General features: G+C 65.1%; 22 protein-coding genes. 3 read left to right on the top strand and 19 right to left on the bottom strand.

The genetic code is table 11. The features are described from left to right. Positions 1-43: 43 nt before the first annotated feature. Together QQ25_RS14115 and QQ25_RS14110 are read right to left on the bottom strand one after the other, a co-directional pair. Positions 44-2,398, bottom strand: coding sequence for an LGFP repeat-containing protein (locus QQ25_RS14115; RefSeq protein WP_039379267.1), 2,355 nt, complete (start codon positions 2,396-2,398; stop codon positions 44-46). 179 nt (positions 2,399-2,577) lie between these two features. Beyond that, a complete protein-coding gene (locus tag QQ25_RS14110) occupies positions 2,578-3,738 on the bottom strand; it encodes an acyl-CoA dehydrogenase family protein (RefSeq protein ID WP_039319318.1) in 1,161 nt (386 codons plus the stop codon). Between the two features lie 101 nt (positions 3,739-3,839). On the opposite strand from QQ25_RS14110, the gene QQ25_RS14105 reads away from it, so the two are divergent. Then, the gene (locus QQ25_RS14105) at positions 3,840-6,128 is read left to right on the top strand and encodes a molybdopterin guanine dinucleotide-containing S/N-oxide reductase (RefSeq protein ID WP_039379264.1); all 2,289 of its coding nucleotides are present in this window, start codon (positions 3,840-3,842) and stop codon (positions 6,126-6,128) included. Between the two features lie 107 nt (positions 6,129-6,235). Beyond that, positions 6,236-7,744: a PE-PPE domain-containing protein gene (locus tag QQ25_RS14100; RefSeq protein ID WP_052235822.1), complete on the top strand. Its 1,509-nt coding sequence runs from the start codon at positions 6,236-6,238 to the stop codon at positions 7,742-7,744. Between the two features lie 22 nt (positions 7,745-7,766). Here QQ25_RS14100 and QQ25_RS14095 read toward each other — a convergent pair whose 3' ends face one another. From QQ25_RS14095 to QQ25_RS14040, 12 genes are read right to left on the bottom strand one after another with little or no spacing between them, the layout of a single operon-like run. Beyond that, complete coding sequence (locus QQ25_RS14095; RefSeq protein ID WP_409371004.1) at positions 7,767-8,315, bottom strand: CAP domain-containing protein; 549 nt, start codon at positions 8,313-8,315, stop codon at positions 7,767-7,769. After that, entirely contained in the window at positions 8,267-8,626 is a 360-nt protein-coding gene (locus QQ25_RS14090) for a DUF732 domain-containing protein (RefSeq protein ID WP_101906178.1), read from the bottom strand. Before QQ25_RS14090 ends, QQ25_RS14095 begins: the two co-directional genes overlap by 49 nt. A 20-nt stretch (positions 8,627-8,646) precedes the next feature. Beyond that, positions 8,647-9,270 (bottom strand): Rv1363c family protein, encoded by a 624-nt coding sequence (locus QQ25_RS14085; protein ID WP_039379262.1) that lies wholly within the window; start codon positions 9,268-9,270, stop codon positions 8,647-8,649. Next, complete coding sequence (locus tag QQ25_RS14080; protein WP_101906179.1) at positions 9,267-9,809, bottom strand: Rv1363c family protein; 543 nt, start codon at positions 9,807-9,809, stop codon at positions 9,267-9,269. Before QQ25_RS14080 ends, QQ25_RS14085 begins: the two co-directional genes overlap by 4 nt. After that, the gene (locus tag QQ25_RS14075; protein ID WP_039379260.1) at positions 9,773-11,200 is read right to left on the bottom strand and encodes an MCE family protein; all 1,428 of its coding nucleotides are present in this window, start codon (positions 11,198-11,200) and stop codon (positions 9,773-9,775) included. Before QQ25_RS14075 ends, QQ25_RS14080 begins: the two co-directional genes overlap by 37 nt. A 1-nt stretch (position 11,201) precedes the next feature. Next, positions 11,202-12,338, bottom strand: coding sequence for an MCE family protein (locus tag QQ25_RS14070; RefSeq protein ID WP_052235819.1), 1,137 nt, complete (start codon positions 12,336-12,338; stop codon positions 11,202-11,204). Then, the gene (locus QQ25_RS14065; RefSeq protein WP_039379257.1) at positions 12,335-13,645 is read right to left on the bottom strand and encodes an MCE family protein; all 1,311 of its coding nucleotides are present in this window, start codon (positions 13,643-13,645) and stop codon (positions 12,335-12,337) included. The genes QQ25_RS14070 and QQ25_RS14065 overlap by 4 nt, the downstream gene beginning before the upstream one ends. Further along, a complete protein-coding gene (locus QQ25_RS14060) occupies positions 13,642-14,883 on the bottom strand; it encodes a virulence factor Mce family protein (protein WP_039379940.1) in 1,242 nt (413 codons plus the stop codon). The genes QQ25_RS14065 and QQ25_RS14060 overlap by 4 nt, the downstream gene beginning before the upstream one ends. After that, positions 14,880-15,908 carry an MCE family protein gene (locus QQ25_RS14055; RefSeq protein WP_039379255.1) on the bottom strand — a complete coding sequence of 343 codons (1,029 nt, stop codon included), beginning with the start codon at positions 15,906-15,908 and terminating at the stop codon, positions 14,880-14,882. Before QQ25_RS14055 ends, QQ25_RS14060 begins: the two co-directional genes overlap by 4 nt. Before the next feature lie 28 nt (positions 15,909-15,936). Continuing rightward, positions 15,937-17,238, bottom strand: coding sequence for an MCE family protein (locus tag QQ25_RS14050; protein WP_052235817.1), 1,302 nt, complete (start codon positions 17,236-17,238; stop codon positions 15,937-15,939). 4 nt (positions 17,239-17,242) lie between these two features. Beyond that, the gene (locus QQ25_RS14045) at positions 17,243-18,091 is read right to left on the bottom strand and encodes an ABC transporter permease (protein ID WP_039379252.1); all 849 of its coding nucleotides are present in this window, start codon (positions 18,089-18,091) and stop codon (positions 17,243-17,245) included. Continuing rightward, positions 18,088-18,852: an MlaE family ABC transporter permease gene (locus QQ25_RS14040; RefSeq protein WP_052235816.1), complete on the bottom strand. Its 765-nt coding sequence runs from the start codon at positions 18,850-18,852 to the stop codon at positions 18,088-18,090. Before QQ25_RS14040 ends, QQ25_RS14045 begins: the two co-directional genes overlap by 4 nt. A 250-nt stretch (positions 18,853-19,102) precedes the next feature. On the opposite strand from QQ25_RS14040, the gene QQ25_RS14035 reads away from it, so the two are divergent. Beyond that, positions 19,103-19,867 carry a FadR/GntR family transcriptional regulator gene (locus QQ25_RS14035; RefSeq protein ID WP_039379249.1) on the top strand — a complete coding sequence of 255 codons (765 nt, stop codon included), beginning with the start codon at positions 19,103-19,105 and terminating at the stop codon, positions 19,865-19,867. A 6-nt stretch (positions 19,868-19,873) separates the two neighbouring features. Here the strand turns inward: QQ25_RS14035 and QQ25_RS14030 are convergent, their stop codons facing one another. The 5 genes from QQ25_RS14030 to QQ25_RS14010 form a co-directional block, all read right to left on the bottom strand. Next, entirely contained in the window at positions 19,874-20,191 is a 318-nt protein-coding gene (locus QQ25_RS14030; protein WP_131546168.1) for a Dabb family protein, read from the bottom strand. Next, entirely contained in the window at positions 20,188-21,117 is a 930-nt protein-coding gene (locus QQ25_RS14025) for a VOC family protein (protein WP_039379244.1), read from the bottom strand. The genes QQ25_RS14030 and QQ25_RS14025 overlap by 4 nt, the downstream gene beginning before the upstream one ends. Before the next feature lie 7 nt (positions 21,118-21,124). Beyond that, positions 21,125-22,000 (bottom strand): fumarylacetoacetate hydrolase family protein, encoded by an 876-nt coding sequence (locus QQ25_RS14020; RefSeq protein WP_039379241.1) that lies wholly within the window; start codon positions 21,998-22,000, stop codon positions 21,125-21,127. A 28-nt stretch (positions 22,001-22,028) separates the two neighbouring features. Next, the gene (gene mhpA, locus QQ25_RS14015; RefSeq protein WP_039379238.1) at positions 22,029-23,630 is read right to left on the bottom strand and encodes a bifunctional 3-(3-hydroxy-phenyl)propionate/3-hydroxycinnamic acid hydroxylase MhpA; all 1,602 of its coding nucleotides are present in this window, start codon (positions 23,628-23,630) and stop codon (positions 22,029-22,031) included. Between the two features lie 111 nt (positions 23,631-23,741). Then, positions 23,742-24,197: an anthrone oxygenase family protein gene (locus QQ25_RS14010; RefSeq protein ID WP_157847816.1), complete on the bottom strand. Its 456-nt coding sequence runs from the start codon at positions 24,195-24,197 to the stop codon at positions 23,742-23,744. Positions 24,198-24,236 lie beyond the last annotated feature (39 nt).

Genomic DNA, 24,236 nt, shown 5'->3' with positions numbered 1-24,236 from the left:
ACCCGGCCACTTCGAACGGTGGCCGGGTCCTCCGATACCGGGCTCAGTCTGTCCGCACGAATCCGTTGGTACGGGCGAATTCCTCACTGGCGAACCAGATCTCGGCCACAGCGTCGTCGTATTCGCTGCTGTCGGGTGCCCAGTACCGGCCGGACTTCGTGTCCGCCTTGATGGGGTAGCCCTCCGGTGCGCGGTACGGGTCGTCCAGCGGTAGGTGGATGGCCGTCGCGCTGGGAATCTCCTCGAGTTCGATGGCGGCATGGCGCCCACTGTGGGCCTCGCTGCTGTATGCCTCGGCTTCGGTGATGACACGGGTCGGAGCGGTGTCGACATTGTCCTGGTCGCCCACCCCGGCCAGGCCGCTCAGCGCCGCGAATCCCTGCCCAGCCCGCACAACACCGGCCGCACCTGCGAGTGCCCCCGTGTCGGCCACGTCATCCGCGAGCTCGGCCTCGATCTCGTCGTCGGTGTCCTCGCCCTCGGCGACCTCCTCGAACTCCGCATCGATAGGAGTGTCGAGATCCTCGTCCTCGTCATAGTCGTCGTCGAAGTCGTCCTCTTCGAAGTCGTCGTCCTCGAAGTCGTCATCGTCCCGGTAGCCATCGTCTTCGAAGCGGTCGCCTTCGAAGCGGTCGAAGCTCGGTCCGGACTCCGGGCCCGCCAGCCGCGAGGCGTCCTCGGGTGGTTCGTCGTCCTCGCCCGGTGCTCCGTATTCACCGGCCGACCCGGAAGGAGCGGCCCACTGACTGACCGGCATCGCGATATCGGTGGGACCGTCGTACGGCGACTCCGCACCGCTCGCCGAATCATCGGCCGGCCCGGCGAAGCGCGTGGTCGTGGCCTCACCGGGACCGTACACAGGGCCAGGTCGGTAACCGCCCGACACGTCGGCGCCGCGGTCGTCCGCATAGTCGTCGTGGTCGTATCCACGCGATTCGTAGCGGGCCTCGGAGTAGCGACCGTCGTCATAGTGCGGTTCGCCGGGGCCGCCGTCGTAGTCATCGTCGAACGGATCGTGGTCGAAGTCGTCGTCGCCACCAGCCCGGCGTCGATGCCACAGCGCCGCCCCCACGATCAGACCTGCGAGCAGCAGCACGGGAATCACCGCGATCAGCCACCACCAGCTCCAATGCCAGGTGAACGGCTTCTTGTTATCGGTACCGGATTGCTGCGGACCGCCCGCATGAGGCTGCTCGATGCCTGGGACCTGCAGTCCGCTCAGCTCGGAGGCGAGCTTGGACGGCTCGGTGGTGAACTTGTTGGCTTCGCGGTCCCAGGAGATCGCTCCCCCGCTGAACCGCTGGCTGATGACCGAGCCGTCTTCGGTCTGGTCGGCCATGGGCGCGCCCAGTGCGCCCTTGGCTCCGCCCAGCTTGTCCCAGGCCGCCTTCATCGCGCCACGGACGATCACCGCGCCGTAGTCGGGGGTCCAGAAGATGACAGGGTTGTCGGCCGCGGCGAAGGTGCTGATCCTGCTGTTCGGGCCCAGCCCGCCTTCGGACTCGCCGGCGGTCGGGAAGCCGAGATCGCCTTCGGGGCCGCCCACGCTTTCGTACTTCTCCAGTAGCTGACCGGTGACGGCGTTGGCTCCCGTGGCGGGACTGTAGAAGATCTTGCCGCCCGCGTAGTTCTGGCCCAGTCCACCGTCGCCGATCGGATACTGATCGCCGTCCTTGGCTCCCAGCGGACCCATCGGCCCGCCAGCCGCCCTGCGGGCCGCCGCGATCGCCGCGGCCGGATCCGACGGAACCTCCAGGCCGGCAAGCTGATCGGCCAGCTCCGGCGGCACCGTGGTGAACGCCTTGGTCTTGCGGTTCCAGGAAATCTCGCCGCCGGTGAACTTCTGGGAGCTCACATCGCCGTCGAACGACTCGTCCTCGGTCGGAACGCCCAGCACTCCGGCGGAACCGCCGAGCTTGTCCCAGGCGGCGTTGATGGCACCCCGGACCACGTGGGCACCGGTCGCCGGAGTCCAGAAGATCACGGGGTGATCAGGTGCGCTCAGCGTCGAGTTGCGGCTGTCGGCGGCACGCCCGGCGCCTTCGTCGATGGTCGGGAATCCCAGATCGCCGTCGGCCGCCCCGCCCAACGACTCGTACTTCTCCAGAATCGCGCCCTGCATGAAATGAGCGCCCGTGGCCGGCGTGAAGAACATCTTGCCGCCGGCGAAGTTCTGGGCGAAGCCCGAACCCACCGCGTAGACGTCACCTTGCCGCGGCCCGAGCGGCCCGCCCTCACCGCCGCCGGCTTCCCAGGCGGCGGTGACCGCCGCGTCAGCATCGGACTCCGGGGTGGCCGAAGCCACGGCCGGCACCATCAAACCGGCGACCACGACGGCGAGCAGGCCGACCGCCAACCGCCACACGGCCGCGTTCAGCCTCGCTCCAGGCCTAGTCATGCGCCCTCCCCGCTCGTTCGGCAAAGTTTCCTCAGAATTGTCCCGCCCCGACAACTTTGCTTCAGCAGGTGACGATAACCAAGGAACGTGGCCGATCATGACCAAAAAAGCCGCAATATCGGGGTCTGAAGACCCCGATTTGGGCTTCTCGGCCTCTCACCCGGGAAATTTCCGGCTCATCAGACACCCAGACCGCGTCCGATGATCTCCTTCATGATCTCGGTGGTTCCGCCGTAAATGGTCTGCACCCGCGCATCCAGGTAGGCCCGCGCGACCGGGTACTCGCGCATGTAGCCGTAACCGCCGTGCAGCTGCAGGCAACGGTCGATGAGTTCGACCTGCTTCTCGGTCGAGTACCACTTGGCCATCGCGGCCTGCTCCACGGTGAGCTTCTCCTCGAGGTGCAGGCGGATGAACTCGTCGACCATCATCCGCACCACGGTGGCCTCGGTCGCCAGTTCGGCCAGCAGGAACCGGCTGTTCTGGAAGCTGCCGATGGGCTTTCCGAAGGCCTTGCGCTCCTTGGTGTACTGCACCGTCTGCTCCAGAACCGCCTCCATCGCCGCAGCGGCCATGATGGCGATCGAGATACGTTCCTGCGGCAGGTTCTGCATCAGGTAGACGAAACCCTGGCCCTCCTCGCCGAGCAGGTTCTCGACAGGGACCTTGACGTCGGTGAACGACAGCTCGGCGGTGTCCTGGGCCTCCAGGCCGATCTTGTCGAGATGGCGGCCCCGTTCGAAGCCCTCCATGCCGCGTTCGACCACCAGCAGTGAGAAGCCCAGCGCACCCTTCTCCGGGTCGGTCTGGGCAACCACGATCACCAGGTCGGAGTGGATGCCGTTGGTGATGAAGGTCTTCGACCCGTTGAGCACGTAGTGGTCGCCGTCGCGGACCGCGCGGGTCTTGATGCCCTGGAGGTCGCTGCCGGTGCCCGGTTCGGTCATTGCGATCGCCGTGATCAATTCACCCGTGCAGAACTTGGGCAGCCAGCGCTGCTTCTGCTCCTCGTTGGCCAGCCGCAGCAGATAGGGCGCGACGACGTCGTTGTGCAGGCTGAAGCCGATGCCGCTGTAGCGGCCGGCCACGGTCTCCTCGCAGACGATCGTGTTGTAGCGGAAGTCGTCGTTGCCGCCGCCGCCGTACTCCTCGGGCACCGCCATCCCGAGAAAGCCCTGCTTGCCCGCCTCCAGCCAGACGCCGCGGTCGACGATCTTGTCCTTCTCCCACTGGTCGTGGAACGGCGCGACATGCTTGTCCAGGAATGCCCGGTACGACTCGCGGAACAATTCGTGCTCAGGCTCGAACAACGTGCGGTCGTACTTCACGACACTGCCCATGGTGTGACCTCCGGTACTGGTTACGGATTTGGGGCCAACCTATACCAACCGGGTGGTTGGTCAGCCCCGGGGAGGGTCGATACCGCCCGTAAACTCGGGCCATGCCGCAGTCCCCCGCGACCCTCGCGCACTGGGGCGCCTTTACCGCCGAACTCGCCGACGGTGACATCGCCGCCGTCACCCCCGCGGCCGGCGACACCGATCCCTCGCCGTTGCTCGGCAATCTGGCGGGCTCGCTGCGGCACCGCTCCCGCATCGCCGGGCCTGCGGTGCGGCGTGGCTGGCTGCGCGACGGCCCCGGCCCGAGCACCGAGCGGGGCGCCGACGAGTACGTCGCGGTGTCCTGGGACGAGCTCACCGAATTGCTCGCCGGCGAGTTGCGCCGGGTCGTCGACACCCACGGCAACGAGGCGATCTACGGCGGCTCCTACGGCTGGGCCAGCGCCGGCCGCTTCCACCATGCCCAGAGTCAGGTGCACCGCTTTCTGAAAATGCTTGGCGGCTATACCTTTTCCCGCCACTCCTACAGCCTGGGCGCCACCGGGGTGATCATGCCCCGGGTGGTCGGCACCCACGACGATCTGTTCAAACGCTCCACGGACTGGGACGTCATCGCCGAGCACACCGATCTGCTGGTGTGCTTCGGCGGCGTCGCGATGAAGAACACCGGCACCAATCACGGTGGCACCACGGCACATCCGGCCCGCGATGCGCTGCGCCGGCTGCGTGACCGCGGCGGACAGATCATCTCGTTCAGTCCGCTGCGCGACGACGTCGACGGCGACTGCCAGTGGCTGGCCCCGGTTCCCGGCACCGACGTGGCGGTGATGCTCGCGCTGGCCTACGTACTGGCCACCGAAGGCCTGGCTGATCGCGATTTCCTCGGCACGTACTGCACCGGGTATCCCGTCTTCGAGCGCTACCTGCTGGGACACGACGACGGTGTCGCCAAGAGCCCGCAGTGGGCATCGGCGCTCAGCGGCCTGCCCGCGGGCGAACTCACCGCGCTGGCCCGGCGGATGGCCGCCTCCCGCACCCTGGTCACCGTCAGTTGGTCACTGCAGCGCATCAGGCACGGCGAGCAGGCACCCTGGATGGGGCTCACCCTGGCGGCCATGCTCGGCCAGATCGGCGTTCCCGGAGGCGGTTTCGGGCATGGCTACGGTTCGATGAACGAGCCGGGGTTGCCGCCGCTGCGGTGCCGCCTGCCCGCCCTCCCGCAGGGGCTCAACCCGGTGCAGACGTTCATCCCGGTCGCGGCGGTCACCGACATGCTGCTGCACCCGGGTGAGCCGTTCGATTACAACGGCATGCGATTGACCTACCCCGACATCAAGTGCGTGTACTGGGCCGGCGGCAATCCGTTCCACCACCACCAGAACATTCCGAGGTTTCGCCGGGCCCTGTCGCGGGTGGACACCGTCGTGGTGCACGACCCGTACTGGACGGCGATGGCCAAGCACGCCGACATCGTGGTGCCCTCGACCACCGCCTACGAGCGCGAGGACTTCTCGGGATCCCGCAATGACCCGCTACTTCTCGCCATGCCCGCGTTGGCACCGCCGTACGCCGACTCCCGCGATGACTACACCACGTTCTCCGCTTTGGCCCGCCGCCTCGGCTTCGGCGAGCAGTTCACCGAGGGCCGTACAGCACGCCAGTGGCTGGTCCACATGTACGAAAAGTGGTCCGCCGGGCTGGATTTCGAAGTGCCCGCCTTCGACGAGTTCTGGGCCGCCGGCCACGTGCGGCTTCCCACCGAACCCGGCCTGACACTGCTCGCCGATTTCCGCGCCGACCCGGTCGGCCGCGGACTGGCGACACCGAGCGGCCGCATCGAGATCTTCTCCACCGACATCGACGGGTTCAGCTACGACGACTGCGCAGGCCATCCCCGCTGGTACGAGCCGGCTGAATGGCTGGGCGGCTCGCGGGCCGCCCGATACCCGTTGCATCTGCTCGCCAATCAGCCCGCGTCCCGTCTGCACAGCCAACTCGACGGAGGGGCCACCAGCCAGTCCTCGAAAGTTCAAGGGCGCGAGCCCATCCGGATCCATCCCGAGGACGCATCGGTGCGCGGCCTCTCCGACGGTGACGTGGTGCGGGTGTTCAACGATCGCGGGGCTTGTCTGGCCGGAGTGGTGATCGATGACCGGCTGCGCCCGGCGGTCGTGCAACTGGCGACCGGGGCCTGGTTCGACCCGGCCGATCCTGCCGACCCCGATGCGATGTGCGTACACGGCAATCCCAACGTGCTCACCGAGGACGTCGGCACCTCCGCACTCGCACAGGGCTGCACCGGCGCGCACGTCCTGGTACAGGTCGAGAAGTTTGACGGACCGCTGCCGCCCGTGCGCGCGCACGAGCCTCCGGTGATCCGAACACGCTGAGGCGTTGGGCGGCCACCACTTCGGCCGTTTTCCCGGTGACGGTTGCGTGCCGGTGCAAAGATCCCTTCAGCGCTGACCGCGGCGTCAGCAGAAGGAGATCTGAGCCGATGCGATTCTCACCCCGTTCTGCTGCCAGGTCGCTGCTGGTCGGCGCGGTAGCCGTGTCAGGCTCAGTGGTCATCGGCCTGACGCCCGCCGGCACGGCAGCGCTCGGATTGGTCGTGGCGGTGACACCGTTGGTCGTACCGGGGACCGGAACTCCGAACCCCCAGGACTCCGACAACTACATGGCCAACGCCGTCGCCTACTACGTTCAGCCGAGCGGCAGTTGCGGCGCCACCGACTGTGCGGCACCCGTGGCGGTCCCCTACATCGCCCAGTTCTGGCCGATTCCGTTGCCGGGCTGGGGCGGGCTGGAAGGCGCCAAGTGGAACGTGTCGGTGGCCAGCGGAGTCACCCGGCTGACCAGCGAGTTGGTCGGTGAGAACAACCCCAGCGCCGCGCACCCGGTGGCCGTCTTCGGCTATTCGCAGGGCGCCACGGTCGCCAGCATCGTCAAAGGCAATCTGGCCGATCTCACCGACGAGCAGAAGGAGAATCTCAGCTTCGTCCTGATCGGCAATCCGAACCGCCCGGACGGCGGGCTCTTCGAACGGCTGGCGATCCTGGGCACGGTTCCCGTCCTCGACGCGACGTTCGGCCAACCGACCCCGACCGATACGGGCATCGAGACCTACGACATCGCGTTGCAGTACGACGGGGTCGCCGACGCTCCTTCGTGGGTGCTCAATCCGCTCGCACTGGCGAACGCGCTGGCCGGTTTCCAGTACGTACACGGCACTTACCTGGATCCGCGGGGTGACGATCCGGCCACGGCGACGCCCTACGGCTATACGCCGGAGCAAGTGCAGGCCGCGATCGAGAACGCCAAAGAGAACTGCAGCAGCGCAACGCACTGCCAGAAGGTCGACGGCAGCGACACCTACTACGTCACCCTGCCGGCGAAGACCCTGCCGATCATGCAGCCGTTCCTCGAACTGGGTGCGGCGACCGGCACCTCGGCCCTCGTGGTTCCGCTCGTCGACCTGGTCTCACCGATGGCGCAGACTCTGATCGAAACCGGTTACACCAGAACCGACTACAGCACGCCCACGCCGTTCCAGCTGCTGCCCCGGTTCAATCCCGTGACGGTGGCGAACGATCTCGTCAACGACATCCCCGAGGGCATCCGGGCGGCGCTCAACCCCGGCCTCGACCCCCTGCCCGGGTGGACCGATCCGACCGAGGCCGGCGATACCGTCACAGTCCAGGACACCCATCACGACGCCGTCCTCGCCGCCACGAAGATCGCCGAGAAGCCCAATCGACCGGTGCTGCGACTGAACACGGCCGCCAAGGCCGCGACAGCAGTCACCACGCCCGACGCCGATCAGGCCACGGCTACCGAGCAGCAGCGTCCGCCGTCGCCGAAAACCGCAGGCGTCAAGGGACATCCGGCCCGTGACATGGCGAAGTCGATCCGCAGCACGGTACGCAAGGCGCTGGGGGCCGACGAAACGAAAGACAAAGCCAACACCCGTAGCATCACCGAGAAGAAGTCGAAGGCCGCGGCCTGACCCGCGAGCAATAGCTTGCTTGTCATTGGGTCTGTCCGTAGACGGCCACCACGACGGTGCGATCCAGGCTGTTCTCCGACCACACCCCGATGACGGTATGGGCGCAGTCCCGCATGATGGCGAGATAGGCGGGGTTGTGATACCACCGGTTGATCAGCTCGATTCCGCTGATCGCCAATGCGGGGTTGATCGCGACGGTTTCGGCCACCTTGCCGTTGAATCCGGCGGCGTGCGCTCGGTCCTGCGGAGTGGTTCCGTCTGAACCGATGTCGCCGTCGAGAGTGCGGTTGTTGAGCACGTCTACGGCGTGCCACTGTGCTGCAAGCTGCAGCTGCGGGCTGATCTTGAGATCCGTTGTGCATCCCGCCTGTTGCTGGATTGTGTAAACGTTGGCGACAACACCGTCGTTGAGCCGCTTGTTATCCGCATGTGCATCGGGCGTGCCCAGGATCGTCACGGCGAGAAGCATTCCCGCCGCCGACGCAGCGAGTCCCGCACGGCGGCCGATACGAAATTGCACAGTCACGATGTCAGCGGCCGGTAGTTGGCGGCGGAGTTTCTCACTTGCCATATCAACCGAGGGCATAGCTCATTCACCGACTGACTGATCACGTACGACGCGTGGTACTCGTCTCCAGTTCGGAAATCGTCTTTGACGTGATCGACGATGTCGCTGAACGCGCGGCCGGAGGCGACCTCATCGCAGATGCCGTAGCCGTAGTTGAGCGCATCGGCGGCATTGGCGAAGCCGTAACCTGGGCGCACGGTCACGTTGACCAGATAGGCGACTTCGTCGGCTCTGCCAGATGGAGCGAATGACACCGCGCCGATCACAGCCAGGGCCGCCGCGAGCGGTATACGTTGCAGTGATTTCGTATTCACGGTTCACACTCCTCGATGGGTCAGATCGGGTCGAATCCGGCGATCAGCCAACGGCCGCCGACCTCATCCAAGGTGACGCGCACGCGAGAGGCCGTATTCGTGGGCGGTTCCGCCCCAATGGTGATCTCCTGGTTGACGAAAACCAGTACGACGGCGTGCTTTTGCGTCGCGGACACCGTGGCGGCCGCCGGCACTGTGGCCACCGCCGAGATCTGCTTCTGCTGTGCACCCGGAATCACCACATCGCGGGTGAGCGTTCCGTACGAGTCTTTCAACGGACCGGTGAGACGATCACTGGCTCCCGTCAAGTCCATCTCGACGGCGTCCGGCCGATAGCTCAGCATCGCAATTGCGCCTTCAGTGGCGGCGTTGACCGATTCGGTGCGTGCCGCATCCTGCCCGTGGATTGACGAGTCCATCCACTTCAGATAGCCCGCGCCCAGAGCCAATACCATTGCCAGTGCAGGTAATAGGCCGTAGGTGAGCATGCGGCGCCATCGGCGGGCACTGGCGCGCATCGTCGGGCCACTCGAGTCAGTTGGGTCACCGGCGCCCGGTTCGTCGACGCCCGCCTCGGCATCGGCATGTTCGGGTGTTTCGACATCTTCGGTGGTCTCGCCCTCGGCAAGCTCTGACGTCGTCACGGCACGAACTCGACGTTGGAAACCTTGGCCTCGTGGCCGGACTTCTGCACGGTCACGCGCATCCGCCACGCCCTCGGTGTCGGTTCTGGATTTCCTGCCATCGAGGTTTTCACATCCACGGCGACGAGCACCTGCCCCTGATCGCCCTGTTCTGACTCGAGCGCGGCCTCGACGATAGTCCCTTCGGACTTGGACTTCGCCTGCTTGACCACCTCGATGAACGCCTGTGATCTGCTCTGGAAGTCGTCATGGAAGGACCCCGTCGCCCCGTCGAGGATGCGTTGCACGTCAGCCTCTGCCTGGGCGAAATCGATGGTGGTGAGGTTCAGCGCGCCGTGACGCCCGACTTGGACAAACACGTTGTCCTGCTGTCGGGTTTGATGCGACTGGTAGACCGTATATCCGAGCCAGCCGACCAACACCGTCAGCGCGAGAACGGTGGCGCAGCCGACTGTGGTAGCCAGTCGAGGGTTTGCGGTCGAGTCGTTGCTTTCCGGCTCGTTCAGTTCCCCGTCGGGGGTGTCAGCATTGACTGCCACGTTTGCTCCTTCGGCACGGTTTGAGACAAGTTGGACTGGGTGTAGAGCTTTCCGTCGGGTCCGATGTACGTACCGGCCGCGGGGTCGTACTCGGCGACCGCGACGGGCGGCGCGGGCCCCGGAGGCAATTGCGGAACACCTTGTCCGGAGAGGGTGGCATTGGGATCGCCTTTCCAATTGAAGCCCTCGTTCAGCGGCACGTACTGCTCGTCGCTTTCACACATCGCGACGGTGGCGGCTCGCTTGCCGGGAACGGTGATGCACGGATAGTTGCGGGCGCCGCGAACATTCATCGGCGAATTTTGTGGCACCCGGCAGTACAAGTCGCCGGGCGGACGGTCGGGATAGTCCTGGTGACTCGGCGCTCGCTGCTGCTGCGCCGGCAGATAACCGGTGAGGCAGACGGGCGGCAGGTTCAGGTTCATCTGGAAGTTCAGGAACAGACCCTTGTAGTCCTGCTTGGTGTTTGCATTCGCGGTCAGGATGCCTTGCATCGCGGCGGTGCCCTGCGGCATCAGCACCAGCAGTTGTTCGATGGAAGGCTGATAGGCGACCGCGACGTCCCCGACGCTGACCAGATTGGCCAGCAGCACCGGCAGGGTGGGCTGCAGTCGTTGGATCAGCTGACGGCCTTCGTCGAAGGCGGGGCCGCCCTGCCGGATCAAGCCGGAGAGTGATTGGTCCCGGGAACGCAACTGATCGGTGATGGCCGAGGACCTTGCCGCCCAGATCTGAATGGCGTCGGCGCTGTCGGTTTGCGAATCCAGGACTGGCTGCGACTCGTCGATGAGCGTCGTGAGGGAATCGAGATTGGCGTCCGCGTCGATAGCCAACTGGGTAGACCCCTGGACCAGCCTCGTCAGCTCCGGTCCCAATCCGCCTAAGGCAGCGTAGCTTTCGTCGATCGCCGTCTTGAGGTTGTCCTGGGGAATCGCCGACAGCCCGGCGTCGATGTCGTCCAGCAGCGTGTCGATGTCCGGCGGGACGGACGTGTTGACAACCGGAATCACGTCGCCGTCCTTCAGGGGCGGGGCGTCGCCGGTTCTAGGGAGCAGAGCGATGAACTGCTCGCCGATCGCCGATTGGCTGTGGACTTCTGCCTTCAGGTCCGAGGGGATGGCGATCCCGGAGTCGAGTGTCATCACGACCCGGGCGCCGGTGTCCGTGACGTCGAGGCTTTCGACGCGTCCGACCTCGGTGCCACGGTAGGTCACGTTCGCGCTCGGATACAGTCCCGCCGATCGGGGTAAATCCACGGAGACCTTGTACTGTCCGACGCCGAAGAGCATCGTGGGCAATCGCATGTAGACGAAACCCATTGTCGCCCCGGCGATCACCGAGATGGCCGTGAAGAGTGCCAGCTGGATCTGGATACGTCGGTTCAGGCGCACGTCAGGGTCCCTGGTTCCAGTTGTAGGGCGCGGTGAGCGGGTTGCCCGCTGTGGAGGGGCTGGGCAGCTGGCCGATGGTGCGCCCCCACTGCAGCTCGAGCTCGGTCAGGCCGCCTTCGAAACGCGTCCCGGTGAAGTACGAGGTGTCCAGGCGACTCAACGTGAGATCGATGATCATGGTGATGTTCGCGGCATCACCACGAAAGAAATTGCTGATGTTCTCTTTCGGGAACGGGTAGGTGGAGAGAAAACTCAGCGACCGCGTCAACGCCGGCCCGGCATTGGCCAGTGATTCCAGCACCGGGCCGAGATCGTGCAGTTCGGCGACCAGCGACTCCTTGGTCAGGTTCACCGAGTCCGCAGCCAGGGCGCTGAACTTGCCGAGCTGATCGAATGCGTGGGCGAGGCTGTCTCGCTGATGGTTGAGTACGGCCAGCGCTTCGGGCAATGTGCGTAACGCTTTGTCCACCACAGGCTTCTGGTCGGCAAATTGTGCGGTGAGGTTGTTGATACCGTCACCGGCCGCGAGGATGTCCTCCTTCTGCTCATTGAGTCGGCTGACGAACTCGTCGAACTGCTGGATGACCCGACGAAGGTCGTCCTCTCGTCCGGCGAACGCAGTGTTGAATGCCGTGGTGATGTCCTGGACCTGGCCCAGCCCTCCGCCGTTCAGGAACATCGAGGCCACCGACAGGGTTTGCTCGGTGCTCGGATAGGCGCCGGCACGGGCAAGTGGGATCAGCGACCCGTCGTGCAACCGGCCTTGCGCGGGCTCGTCGTTCGGCGGGGCCAGTTCGATGTGCAGCGTGCCCAGCAGGCTCGTCTGGCCGACCTTGGCGGTGGCGTTACCCGGCAGCGTGACGTCCGGGTTGAGCGTCATTGTGACCAGCGCATGCCAGCCTTCTTGTTCGATCTTGGTCACGGTGCCGACGGTGACGTCGTCGACCCGGACGCGGGTGTTCGGCTCGATGTTGGTGACGTCTGGGAGCTGGGCCTGCACCTGATAGGACCCGGCCTCGCTGCCCTCGGTGCCCGGCAGTGGTAACGAGTTCACGCCCTGCCACCCGCACCCCGCGAGAGAGACCGACAGCACCGTGAACACTCCGATTATCCTGCACAACAGGGTGTTTGGCCTCATCCTTCACCTCCGTGAACCATCAGGCCCGGCAATCCGTCGGCCGGATCGGTGGTCACCGGCGATTCTGCGGCCAGCGGAGGCGTCGCCGGTGCCGGCGCCGGGCCGGGTGGTGGGCCGGGCACGTCCGCGGGCGGCGACGGGCGATGGTCCGGGCGCATCCAGTCCTCGCTGTAGGTGAGCTCGTTGGGCCGTGCTCGGGCACCGACGAATGGGTTGCCGCCGATGGGCGGGAAGTTGTACTGCCGGTTCTTGACGATCGGAGCCAGGTATTGCACGCACAACTTTGCGGCCTGCTCACCGTTGAGCCGTGACGCCGCTTGAATCGCCCCGCACAGGAACGTGATCGGGTTGGCGAAGTTGTTGAAGGTCAGGATTCCGCTGATTGCGCCGTGAGCCGGGTCGTAGATATTGAGGAAGTTCTGCAGCGCATTGGGAAGCACGTGCAGGTTCTGTTTGACATCGCCGAGGCTGTCGGTCAGGGCCGTGGTGATCGAGGCGAGTTTGTCCGACGTGATGCCGAGCGCCTCACGGTTTTCCGCCACGAACCCGCTGACATCGGTGACGGCGGTGTTGAGGTCCTCGACCACGCGACCGACTTCGTCGGGATTGTTGGCCAGCAACGAGGTGACCGAGGCGAGGTTGTTGTTGAGCTGGCGCATCAGGCCGGCGTTGTCGCGCAGCGCCGACACCAGCGTCGACAGATTCTTCACGGTGCCGAAGATGTCAGTGCTGTGATCGCCCAACGCCGAAATAGACTGCGACAACTCGATGATCGTGGTGCGGACGTCACGGCCCTCACCCCGCAGATTGTCGGCGGTGGTGTTGACGATGTCACCCAGCGGGCTCACGCCGCCCGGCTGCACCGGCTGCAGGCTTTCGGTGAGCTTCTCCAACTGTTCTCGAAAATCGTCGAACTCCACCGGCACCACCGTGCGGTCCTGGGGTATCACCGCACCGTCGGCCATGGTGGGACCGCCCGTATAGGCGGGAGTGAGCTGGATTGCCCGTGAAGTGATCAACTTCGCCGACAGGATTGCCGCACCGGCATCGGCGGGCACCGGATATTCGTCATCGACCCAGAAGGTGATCTTGGCGCGGTCGGGTTGCGGCTCGATCGTCTCGATCTGGCCCACTTTCACCCCGAGCACCACCACATCGTCACCGACGAAGATGCCCTTGCTGTTGTCGAAGTAGGCCACGACATGAGTCCGGCCGACTTTCGGTAACGAGACCACGGCACCGATCCCGGCCAGCAGAACGACCACCAGCCCGATGCACAGGACGACCCTGGCGTGTCGACGGGTCATCGTTGCCCCTCCCCCGAGCCTGCAGCGGCGGGCGGCCCCGGCGGCGGCCCACCGGGTGGCGGTGCGGGCAGCGGCTCACGATAGGGGTAGCGGGGATCCCCAGGATTCCCGGTGATCGCGTCGGGCAGGGTCAGGTTCGGTTCTCCACCCTGGCCGGTGCGCGGGTAAGGCACCGGCAAGGCGGGGGTGCCGGGCTGGCCGACCTGCGGGTCATGCAGCTCCGACGGCGGTAACACGTTCGGATCCAGTCCAAGGTCGGAGAATGCGGCCTCGATGAACGGTTGAATGAATTGGCCGGGCAACAAATTCGGCACATACGCCTTGAAGAACGGCCCGGATGCCACGGTCTCGCCGAGCGACATCACATATTTGTGGAGCAGCGCAAGCGACCTCTGGATTCGCTCCTTGCGGTTGTCGATGATGGTCAACACCCCGTTGAGCTTGTCCAGCGCGGGGCGCAGCTGTCCGCGGTTGTCGTCGACGAATCCGGAGATCTGGTTGGCGAGCCCGGAGATGCTGCCCGAGATCTGATCCAGCGCGGCATCCTGGCTCTGCAGCTGCGCAAACAGCGCGTTGGCGTTGACGATCAGTCCGACCACCTGATCGGTGCGCTCGGAAAGCACGCCGGTCACCTCGGCGGCGTCGGCGAGTAGCCCACGCAGCTGCTCGTCGCGCTCGTTGAGTGCCCGGGAGAACCGGGACACTCCTTCGACAGCTGCGCGCAGTTCCGGCGGTGTGTCTCGGAATGTCTGCGCCAAGGTGGCCAGGGATTCGTTGAGCCGTGCGGTGTCCAGTCCCTTGACGGTTTGCGCGAGATCTCCGAGGGCGTCCGGCAATTGATACGCCGGGGTGGTGCGCTCGATGGGGATCGGATTCGACAGCTCACCTCCGCCGCGGGGGGTCAGTTCCAGTAGTTTGGCCCCCAGCAGGCTCTTGGCCCTGATCGCGGCTTCCGTGCGATCGCCGAGAGGAGTGTTCTCATCCACGTTGAACGTGATCAGTACCCGTGCTCCGTCCAGCTTGACGCCAGTTACAGCGCCTACTTGAAAGCCCGACACCTGCACCGGTGCACCGGAACTCAATCCGCTGGACTCGGCGAAATAGGCTGAGTGGGTTGTCTTCTGCGCGGTGAAGAACGGCAGTTTGTCGTATTGCAATGCGGCCAGCACCATGCCGGCGACGACCGCCACCCCGAGGACACCGATGACGGCCAGCTTGCGTTCGGACAGCGAGTTCATTTCGGTGCGCACCGCCCGCTGGCCTGCCCGGCAACTTTTACATACACCGGTTGCCCCCCTTTGCCATTGAGTTTGAGTACCGCGTCGCAGAGGTAGAAAGTGAAGAAGTCGCCGTACAGCCCCTGCCGGGCCAGCGCCTGGTAGGCATCCGGCAGCGTGTTGAGAAGATCGTCGAAGTACTCGTGATCGGCCAGCACGATGCTGTTGGCCCGGTCCGATTCGGTGACCACTTTGCCAAGCGGCGGGCGCATCTGTGTCAGCAGATCGGCGATCGTTCCCGCCGCGGCGTTACCGTAAGCCACCGCGTTGCTGATGTCGCTTTTGCGCGCGGCCAACCCATCGACCAGTTCGGACAGCGAAGTGACCGCCTTGTCGAACTGCCGGCTTTCCCCGGCCAACGAGCCCAGCACGGTGTTGAGGTTGACGATCACCTGACCGATCAGCTCGTCGCGGTCGGCCAACGTGGTTGTGACGGCGGCGGTCTGGGCGAGAAACGAGCTGATCGCCGCACCTTGACCTTGGAAGGCGTGAATGAGTTGCTCGGTGAGCGCGTTGACCTGCACAGGATCCAATGCGCGGAACAGCGGTCGAAAGCCGCCGATCAACTCGTCGAGGTTCAGCGCCGGTTGGGTGCGGCTGGTCGGGATCGTCTGTCCCGCCTCGAGGCGCTTGATTCCGCCTGCGCCCTCCTGCAATTCGAGGTAACGGTCGCCGAGCACGTTGTCGAACCGGATCAGCGCCCTGGTCCCCTCGGTGAGCATCACGGTGTCGTTGGCGGCGAACTCGACCTCGACGATGGTGTCGGAGCGCAGCGAGATCTGCTTGACCTTGCCGACCTCGACGCCGGCGATGCGGACGAAGTCGCCCTGCTTCAAACCGCTGACATTGGTGAACTCGGCACGGTAGGCAGTCTGCGACTCAAATCGCATCTGCGCGAAAACCATTGCTAATGCGAAGATTCCGAGCAAGCCGACCAAGACGAAAATACCCAGCCGCCACAGCGCCCCGCGCACATCACTTCTCACTGCTGTGTTCCTAACTGATGCACGACGGTCACGGCACTGGGGCGGGTGGGGGCGGTGGAGGCGGCACCCCGTAGGGTGGCGCGCCGGGGTACGGGATCGGTCCGGGTGCAGGCGGTCCGGGGTATCGGATGCTCGGCGGCTCGGGGACCGCCCGGGTGACCGGGAAGTAGTTGGCCCAGCCCGGGAATCCGATGCCGGGGTTGGGCCTGATGTCCATACCCGTCCCGAAACCGGTGTTGGTGACCAGTTGGCGTACCGGCCAGTTCTTGGTGACGTCCGGCAGTGAGCCGCAACTCGGTTCACCTCCGGGCCCACCCTTGGCGGCGACGACTGGCAGATTGTCGGGGTACCGGTACGGATCGTCGCCGAGAATGAACGCGTCGTCGAGCATGACCGTGCGGTGGTCACCACCGGCGGCGTCGTATATGCCGTTGTCCAGAGTCCATTTGGCGCCCTGCAGCAGACAGGTGTAGATGGGGTTGTACTTCATCAGCAGGCTGGTAGTGGGCTCGAGCACGTTGATCGCGTGGACGAAGTTGTCCTTGTTCGGGCCGAGTAGATCGATGCCTGACTGCGCGAACCCCGCGGCGTTGAGCAACAGAGCGTCCAGGTCGGAGACCTGGTTGGTGATCGTCACGCTGGTGGTGGAGGCCGCATTCAAGATTTTCAGAATGTCCTGCGCGGCAACACTATAGGCGTCGCTCGCACCCTGTATCGAGCGCCAATCCTGCTGGATGGTGCCCATCCGCGGGTTGACCGCCGCCAGCACATTGCTGGTGGCGGTGATGGCCTCACCCATGCGTTCGCCCCGTCCGCGCACAGCGTCGGCAACGGCCGACAGGACCGCGTTGAGCTTGGGCGGGTCGATCTGGTGCAGCACGTCGACCAGACTCTGGAACACCGTGTTGACCTCGGTGCTGACGTTGCGGGAGCTCAGCACCGCGCCGGCCGAAATGTGTTGAGCGCTGGGCTCGTCCGGATAGACGAGATCGACGTACTTGGCGCCGAACATGGTGTTGGCGCGAATCTGGGCCTCGATGTTGGCGGGGATCCGGTCGACCTTGTCGGGAAACAGCTCGAGCCGCAGCCGTACCGGACCCTGTCCGCCTTCGACTCCGGCCACTCGACCCACGTGTACACCACGCATTTTGACCTTGGCGCCGGATTCCATGACCAGGCCGGACCGCTCCGACGTCAGGGTTACCGGCACACTCCGGGTCAACGCGCCGGTGAACAGTGCCCAGCACAACACCATTCCGGCGACGGTGACAAAGATCAGAATCGCAGCCCACCAGGCGTCGTGGATTCGATGCTTCTCAGCGCGTTCCATGACGCTATCCCGAAAGATTGAAGTTGCCGGACTGGCCGTAGATGGCCAGCGAGATGAACACGATCAAGACCGCCGACGCCACCAGCGAAGTACGTACCGCCCGTCCCACGGCCTCGCCGACGCCTGCCGGCCCGCCCGAGGCGGTGAACCCATAGTAGGTGTGTACCAGCATGATGACGATGGCCATCGACACCGCCAGCAGGAACGACCAGACCAGATCGGTCCGGTTCAGAAACGTATTGAAGTAGTGGTCATACACACCGGCGGATTGGCCGTAAATCGCAGTGGTGCTTACCTTTGCGGCGTAGAACGCGGACAGCACCGCCACGCAGTACAGCGGAACAACCACGATCACCCCGGCCACCACCCGGGTCGAAGCCAGGTAGGCGATCGAGCGGATACCCATGACCTCCAGTGCGTCGATCTCCTCGTTGATGCGCATTGCGCCCAACTGGGCGGTCGAGCCGGCACCGATGGTGGCTGCCAATGCCACCCCAGCGGTCAAAGGTGCCGCCAACCGGACGTTGAAGTAGGCCGACGCGAACCCCGTCAACGCCTCCACACCGATATCGGCGAACTGGTTGTAGCCGATTACCGCGACCAGACCGCCGATGGTGACGGTCAGGAACCCGACGATCACGACGGTGCCACCGATCACGGCGAGCGCGCCGGTGCCCAGACCCATCTGCGCGATCAGTCGGAGCAATTCGATCTTGTAATGCGCGAACGCGTCGCCGATGGAACGGACCGTCGCCGCGTAGAACCGTGCCTGGGCCCCAAGACGATTCCAACCACTGGCCCAACCCCGGGCTCGGTGGACAAGGCGCGGGAACCGCGGGGCGGCGACGGTCACAGTGTCACCCGCACGCCGACGGCGGTGGCGACGATATTGATGGCGAACAGCGCCACGAACGTGTACACCACGGTTTCGTTGACCGCGTTCCCGACGCCGGCGGGGCCGCCAGCGACGGAGGTCCCCTTGTAGCAGGCGATGAGGCCTGCCGAGAACCCGAACAGCGCGGCCTTGATCAACGCCAGGATGACGTCGGGCAATTGGGTCATCACAGTCATGCCTGCCGCGTACGCGCCGGGGGTGACGTCCTGGACATAGACGGTGAAGAAGAATCCGCCGATCAGGCCTACCAAGATGACCATTGCCGACAGCAGCACCGCGACGATGGTGGCCGCCAGCACGCGCGGTACGACTAAGGCTTGAATTGGGTTGATACCCATGACGCGCAGCGCGTCGAGTTCCTCGCGGATGGTGCGAGCACCCAGGTCCGCGCACATCGCGGTCGCCCCGGCGCCGGCGACCACGAGGACCGTCACGATCGGGCCGACTTGGGTGACGGTTCCGTAGGCTGCGGTGGTCCCCGCGAAGTCCGCGGCGCCGAACTCGACCAGCAGGATGTTGAAGGTGTACACCACCAGCACGGTGTAGGGCATGGCCAGCATCAGCGTCGGCAGTAGCGATACCCGGGCGACGAACCACGACTGCAGCACCACCTCACGCGCGGCGAACGGCCGCCGAGGCAGTGCTGCCACTGTTTCCAGCACCATCGCGAAGAAGCCGCCGATAGCGATCGCCGGCTTCAACACCGTCGGCGCCGTCATCCGATGACCGCACTGCCACCGGCAGATCCGAGTTGGTGACCGGCGGAAACCGTCGGCCGGCAACTGTCGAGTTCGTACAACGGGATCCTCTTCCGCCCTATTCAGCATGCTCAATTGATGCGACTGCCAGTAGTCTGAGGTGACGCCGGTCACGTGTCAATAGATCTGACGTAATTGATTATGATGAATAATGGTCTTGCTTCTATTGCGTTAGGTCAGTCAGGGATTCAACGAACGAAAGCGAAGTGTGATGACCGAAATTCCCGCCCTACGACGTGCGGAGTGGGATCGTCGACCGGTCGACAGGGGTCAGACGCGACCGGAACAGGCCGCCGAGCAACTGGCCGCGATAGCGGCGTCGGTCGAACCGGGCGACCGGCTTGGAACGAAAGAAGAATTGCGCACCGCCTGCAGGGTGTCGGTGGGCACGTTCAACGAAGCGCTACGCATGGTCCAATCGAGAGGACTCGTCACATTGCGATCGGGCCCCGGCGGTGGCTTGTTCGCCAGCCGGCAGTCCCCGGTGGTGAGATTGGGCAACTCGATGCTGGCCCTCGACGACGATGCCGCATCGGTGGCCGATGCGGTACGACTCCGCAATGCCCTCGATCCGTTGCTGGTTGAAGACGCCTTGGAGCATGCCTCGGCTCACGACATCAGGGCATTGCGTGCCGAGCTGGAGCACATGAAAGTCGCAGCCGAAGCTGACGACAGCACCGCCTTCGTGCGCGCCAACTGGGCTCTGCACGCACGGATCGCAGCCGTGAGCCCGAGCGCGATACTGCGTTCGTTCTACCTGAACCTGTTGGAAATCATCGAGTCTCACCTGATGGCCGTGCAGCCCGTCGAGGGCGAGCCGCTGGTGGACTACATCCACAGCAGGTACATGCTGCACGCCGACCTGGTCGATGCGATCGCCGCCCGTGATCCGCGTGCGCTAGACCTCATTCACGAACACAACACCACAGGCCGATCGATTCCCGCGCTGTCCCGCGGTCAATCCGACACGGCGTAGCGCCGCTCACCGACCGCGCACTGCGAACTGCACTGCCGACCGGCTTTCCAGATGCGGCGCAAGCAGTTCCGAAACGATACCGAGATGCTCCGGCGATTCCAGGTAGGTGGTGAAGCTGTCGTAGTCGTCGAACAGCGCGGTGACGGAATAGTCGGCGTTGCCAACACGGCGCTGCAGATCGCGACCATGCCGATAGCTGGTTGCACCCGACCGGATGGCCAGACCGTCCAGCGCCGCACCCAGTTTCGCGATTGCGGCATCGGGTGTACCGGGTTTGAAGGTGAAGGTGACGACGTGACAGACCGACATTGCGGGGCCTTTCACCGAGCACGTGCCGAGTGGGCACCGACCATGAGGGCGGCCAGATCTTCGGGTTCCAGGAACGACGCCGGCGGCGGCGGTCCCCAGGCGTACAGGCCCTGCGCACCGTGCATGACGTCGGGACTCCACAGCTCGTCCTCCGGGATCGTATCCATGTCGGAGTAGTACTCGGAGAAGTTGCCCGCCGGATCCTTGAGATACCAGAAGAAGTTGGCTCCGGCATAGTGCCGACCCAAGCCCCAGATGTGCCGTTCCGGGTGGCCTTCCAGCATCGCCTGCGCACCGCGCCCGACCTCGTCGATGTCGTCGACCTGCCAACTGGTGTGGTGCATGAAGTTGACCGGCGCCGCCATCACCAGAACGTTGTGGTGCTCGACCGAGCAGCGAAGGAAGACAGCCCGGTCCGCCATGTAGTCGCTGACCTTGAAGCCGAGGCCTTCGGTGAAGAACTTCATGGTGGCCTGCACGTCAGTGCTGCCCAGCACCGCGTGGCCGAGCTTGCCCGGCTGCACGGGCCCGGTTCGGGCGATGAACGGTGCGCGCCCCCAGCGGTCGATCCGGCCGGGACCGTTGTACGGAGTCGGCCGGATCGGCGGTTCGACGACGATCCGCGGCCGCACGGCGACACAGACCACGGTGCCGGTGACCGACTCGGTGGCACGCAGAGTTGCGCCGTCGTATTCAACGGGAACTCCGGCCTTCTCCAGTCGGCTTGCGATGGCAGCGATGTCATCCTGGTCGTCGGCGGCAACCGTCAGCTGCACCAACCGACGCAGCGGGGCATGCACGATCTCAAGCTGCTCACCGCCATAACGGGTGGCGAACACCCCGTCGCCGCAATGCGCCAGGCCGAATTCCCGGTAGTAGTCGATGGTTTCGGCGACATTGGGCACACCGATGGTGACCTTGCCCAGTCCGTGCAGTGCCATGATGGTCCTACTTCGTGTGCGGGTCGGCGATGAAGGTCTGATGAAGCTCGCCGATGCCCTCGATCCAGGTGTCGAGCCGCTGACCGGGCTGGATGAAGCGCTGCGGTTCACGGCCGACGCCCACGCCGGACGGCGTACCGGTGAAGATCACGTCGCCCGGGTACAGCGTCACGGTCTCGGACAGGCTCGCGATGAGTTTGGGCACCGAGAAGATCAGGTCCCGGGTCCGGCCCTTCTGCATCTCCTCACCGTCGAGCGAGCAGCCGAGCTCGAGGTCATCGGGGTTGTCGAACTCATCCGGTGTGACCAGCCACGGCCCTTGCGGCGAAAAGCCCGCGAACGACTTTCCGAGACCGAATTGTGCTGCCGGGCCGCGTAATTGCGAGATGCGTTCGGAGATGTCCTGGCCTGCGGTGAGCCCGGCGATGTGGGACCAACCGTCTGTCTCGGCCACCCTGCGTGCCTCACGGCCGATGACCACCACCAACTCGGCTTCCCAGTCGACATTACCGCCGTCCGGGATGACCACGGTGCTGTCGGGCCCCGAGAAGCTCGAGACGTACTTGGCGAAGACCGGCGGTAGATCCGTCGGTGCGTCGAACCCCGACTCCTCGGCATGCTCGCTGTAATTCAGTCCGATCGCGAACACCTGCCGCGGCACCGGCGAGGGCGCACCGAGCTGCGCCCGGTCCACCGCGACGACGTCAGCTGTCGTCGCGTCGAAAGTATCGGCCCAAGAGACGAACTCGTCCCACACCTGGTACAACGCGGGAAGGTCGGAAGTGAACCGACCACCTGAGGCCGTGGCGATGTCGATCGCCCGCTCCTCGCCGGCACGCCCGGTGACAAGGGCGGCGCGGTTGTCGAGATTGGCAATACGCATGGGGTTGTCGTCCTCCTGGGTTGAGTCGTCACATCGCCGTGGCCGCCGACGGCGACCACGGAGCGGGGGTATGTCCGACGGTGGAATGAATTCGGTTGTGGTACTGATCGATCAGCGCGGGAATGGCTTCCGGGACGGCCGCCGCGCCGAAAATGTAGCGGTCCGGACGGATGAGAACTGCTGTGACTCCATGTGATTCGAGCCAGCGTGTCCAGCCGCCGGTCGAATCATCGAGGTCGGGATCACCATCGGCGGCAACGGTCAGGATGCGGAGTCCGTCCGGATCGGCGGCACCCGGATCGACGGCCGGGGTCCCACCACCGAGGACCAGCAGGACCGCACCGTAGCCGGCCGCCTCGTCGAACGGCGCATCCTTCCCGCGACACCGGACTCGGAATTGCGGCGCAAGCGTTCCACGAAGTCGCGGTACGTCAACGGATTCCGCGGTGACACCGGCACCGAGCACCGGCAGCACAGAAACAGGCAGGACGCGTGCGGGATCGGCTTCGCCGGCGATCATCCGGGCATCGCGTTCAGCTGCCTGCTGATCGTCGAGGACACAGATGACGCGGCCGAGCTCAACCGACATGGCAATGGCGTGCTGGAGGTGGACGCTGCGCTCGCTGGTGTACGAATCAAGCAGTGCCGCGTCCGAAATCCCCCGCAGCACACGGTCAAGCTTCCAGGACAGGTTGGCCGCGTCGCGCAGTCCCGAACACATACCTTGACCGGCGAACGGCGGCATCAGATGGGCTGCGTCGCCGGCGAGTAGCAGACGCCCGCGATTCCACTGCTCGGCCCAGCGCGCGGCGAACGTGTAGACGGCGTGTCGTTCCAGCTCGGTGTTCTCCGGCGTTCGTCCCCATGGCTCCAGCAGTTGCCAAGCGCGCTCGGCGGTGTTCAGCTCTTCGCGGGTCTCCCCGGGAAGTCGCATGAACTCCCAACGGCGACGTCCGGGCCCACCGGACACCAGGGTCGTGGGTCTGGCCGGATCACACAGCTGCCAGTTCTGCGGCGACCAGTCGACGTCATCCAGCGGCACGGTGTCGACGATCAGCCAGTCGAAGTAGAATCCGAGGTCGTGGACGGTGACGTCCATCTGTTCCCGCACAAAGCTGTTCGCGCCATCGCAGCCGACGACGTAGCGGGTGTTCACTGTTTCCGGCTGTCGTTCGGCGTGGAAGGTGACCGCCACGTCCTCACCGCGGTCCTCGATGCCGACGACGTCGGCACCCCGGCGCAATGTCACGTTGGGCATCGCCGTTGCCGCGGTGGCCAACAGCTCCTCGAGTTGCGGCTGGGAGAAGAAACTGGCGGTTGGCCAACCACATGGACCCGTGCCCGACCAGTCGATGCGCAACAGCGGTTCACCGGCAGCGTTACGCCATTCGTAGTGATCCGGAACGGCTGCCGAGATCGCCCGTACTTGATCGGCCAGCCCCATCGACTGCAACACCCGACCGATCTCGTCGTCGAAATGCACCGCCCGCGGCAGCGGGTACGGTTCGGCCCACCGCTCCAGTATCAGGATCTGATGCCCCCGAAGACCGAGCAAGCGGGCCAGGGAAAGACCGACGGGTCCCGCACCGACGATGACCACGTCGGGACCACTGCGTTGCGGATACCCCATATCCTTCGCTTTCTGAACCGGGTCAGCATATTCACCATTATTCATCATGCTGAATATCATCCACTCTGGCGTGACGACGACCACATGTCAAGAATTCCGACATGGGTTCGTTCATCCCCCACCTATGGCAGCCGCCGCGAAGCTGCCGAGCGCAAGGAGCGCGGCCGCCGTGCGGATGTAGTGGAATCGCCTCCAACGCAAGCGAATCCGGTTCACATCTGCAGGTACGCTACCCTCCGGCAGTCGGCGAAATTTGGAGTTGATCGGCTCGGCGATCAGCACCGATCCGACGATGATGACCGCGACCGTGCCAATCCCGATCGCCGCCAACACCGCCGGTCGTCCGTCGACGGCGAAAGCGTATGCCGCCGCGCCCGCGGCGGCGAGACTGCCGAGAATCGGCAGCAATGGGTCGAGACGGTACAGGCTGCGCCGAAAATCGACGGCGTATTGCTCGACCGGCATCCGCTGCCACTGATTGACCCGTTCCAGAGCGACGAGCAGGACGCCACCACCGAAGAGCCCGCCGGCCACCAGCATGATCCAGGCCCCGACGACACCGGACACACCAAGCGCCGTCATCAGCCCACGACCGAATGGCGCAGA

The organism is Mycolicibacterium setense (genome assembly GCF_000805385.1).
In the GTDB taxonomy this organism is placed as follows: domain Bacteria; phylum Actinomycetota; class Actinomycetes; order Mycobacteriales; family Mycobacteriaceae; genus Mycobacterium; species Mycobacterium setense.
This window is presented reverse-complemented; position numbering and strand designations above follow the sequence as displayed.

What these genes read in the sequence shown, in the direction of transcription:
- QQ25_RS14020 (WP_039379241.1), bottom strand. Translation starts at nt 22,000, where the DNA reads ATGCGTATTGCCAATCTCGACAACCGCGCCGCCCTTGTCACCGGGCGT.
- QQ25_RS14035 (WP_039379249.1), top strand. Translation starts at nt 19,103, where the DNA reads ATGACCGAAATTCCCGCCCTACGACGTGCGGAGTGGGATCGTCGACCG.
- QQ25_RS14070 (WP_052235819.1), bottom strand. Translation starts at nt 12,338, where the DNA reads ATGAGGCCAAACACCCTGTTGTGCAGGATAATCGGAGTGTTCACGGTG.
- QQ25_RS14050 (WP_052235817.1), bottom strand. Translation starts at nt 17,238, where the DNA reads ATGGAACGCGCTGAGAAGCATCGAATCCACGACGCCTGGTGGGCTGCG.
- QQ25_RS14115 (WP_039379267.1), bottom strand. Translation starts at nt 2,398, where the DNA reads ATGACTAGGCCTGGAGCGAGGCTGAACGCGGCCGTGTGGCGGTTGGCG.
- QQ25_RS14040 (WP_052235816.1), bottom strand. Translation starts at nt 18,852, where the DNA reads ATGACGGCGCCGACGGTGTTGAAGCCGGCGATCGCTATCGGCGGCTTC.
- QQ25_RS14110 (WP_039319318.1), bottom strand. Translation starts at nt 3,738, where the DNA reads ATGGGCAGTGTCGTGAAGTACGACCGCACGTTGTTCGAGCCTGAGCAC.
- QQ25_RS14105 (WP_039379264.1), top strand. Translation starts at nt 3,840, where the DNA reads ATGCCGCAGTCCCCCGCGACCCTCGCGCACTGGGGCGCCTTTACCGCC.
- mhpA (WP_039379238.1), bottom strand. Translation starts at nt 23,630, where the DNA reads ATGGGGTATCCGCAACGCAGTGGTCCCGACGTGGTCATCGTCGGTGCG.
- QQ25_RS14060 (WP_039379940.1), bottom strand. Translation starts at nt 14,883, where the DNA reads ATGAACTCGCTGTCCGAACGCAAGCTGGCCGTCATCGGTGTCCTCGGG.
- QQ25_RS14100 (WP_052235822.1), top strand. Translation starts at nt 6,236, where the DNA reads ATGCGATTCTCACCCCGTTCTGCTGCCAGGTCGCTGCTGGTCGGCGCG.
- QQ25_RS14025 (WP_039379244.1), bottom strand. Translation starts at nt 21,117, where the DNA reads ATGGCACTGCACGGACTGGGCAAGGTCACCATCGGTGTGCCCAATGTC.
- QQ25_RS14065 (WP_039379257.1), bottom strand. Translation starts at nt 13,645, where the DNA reads ATGACCCGTCGACACGCCAGGGTCGTCCTGTGCATCGGGCTGGTGGTC.
- QQ25_RS14095 (WP_409371004.1), bottom strand. Translation starts at nt 8,315, where the DNA reads ATGGCAAGTGAGAAACTCCGCCGCCAACTACCGGCCGCTGACATCGTG.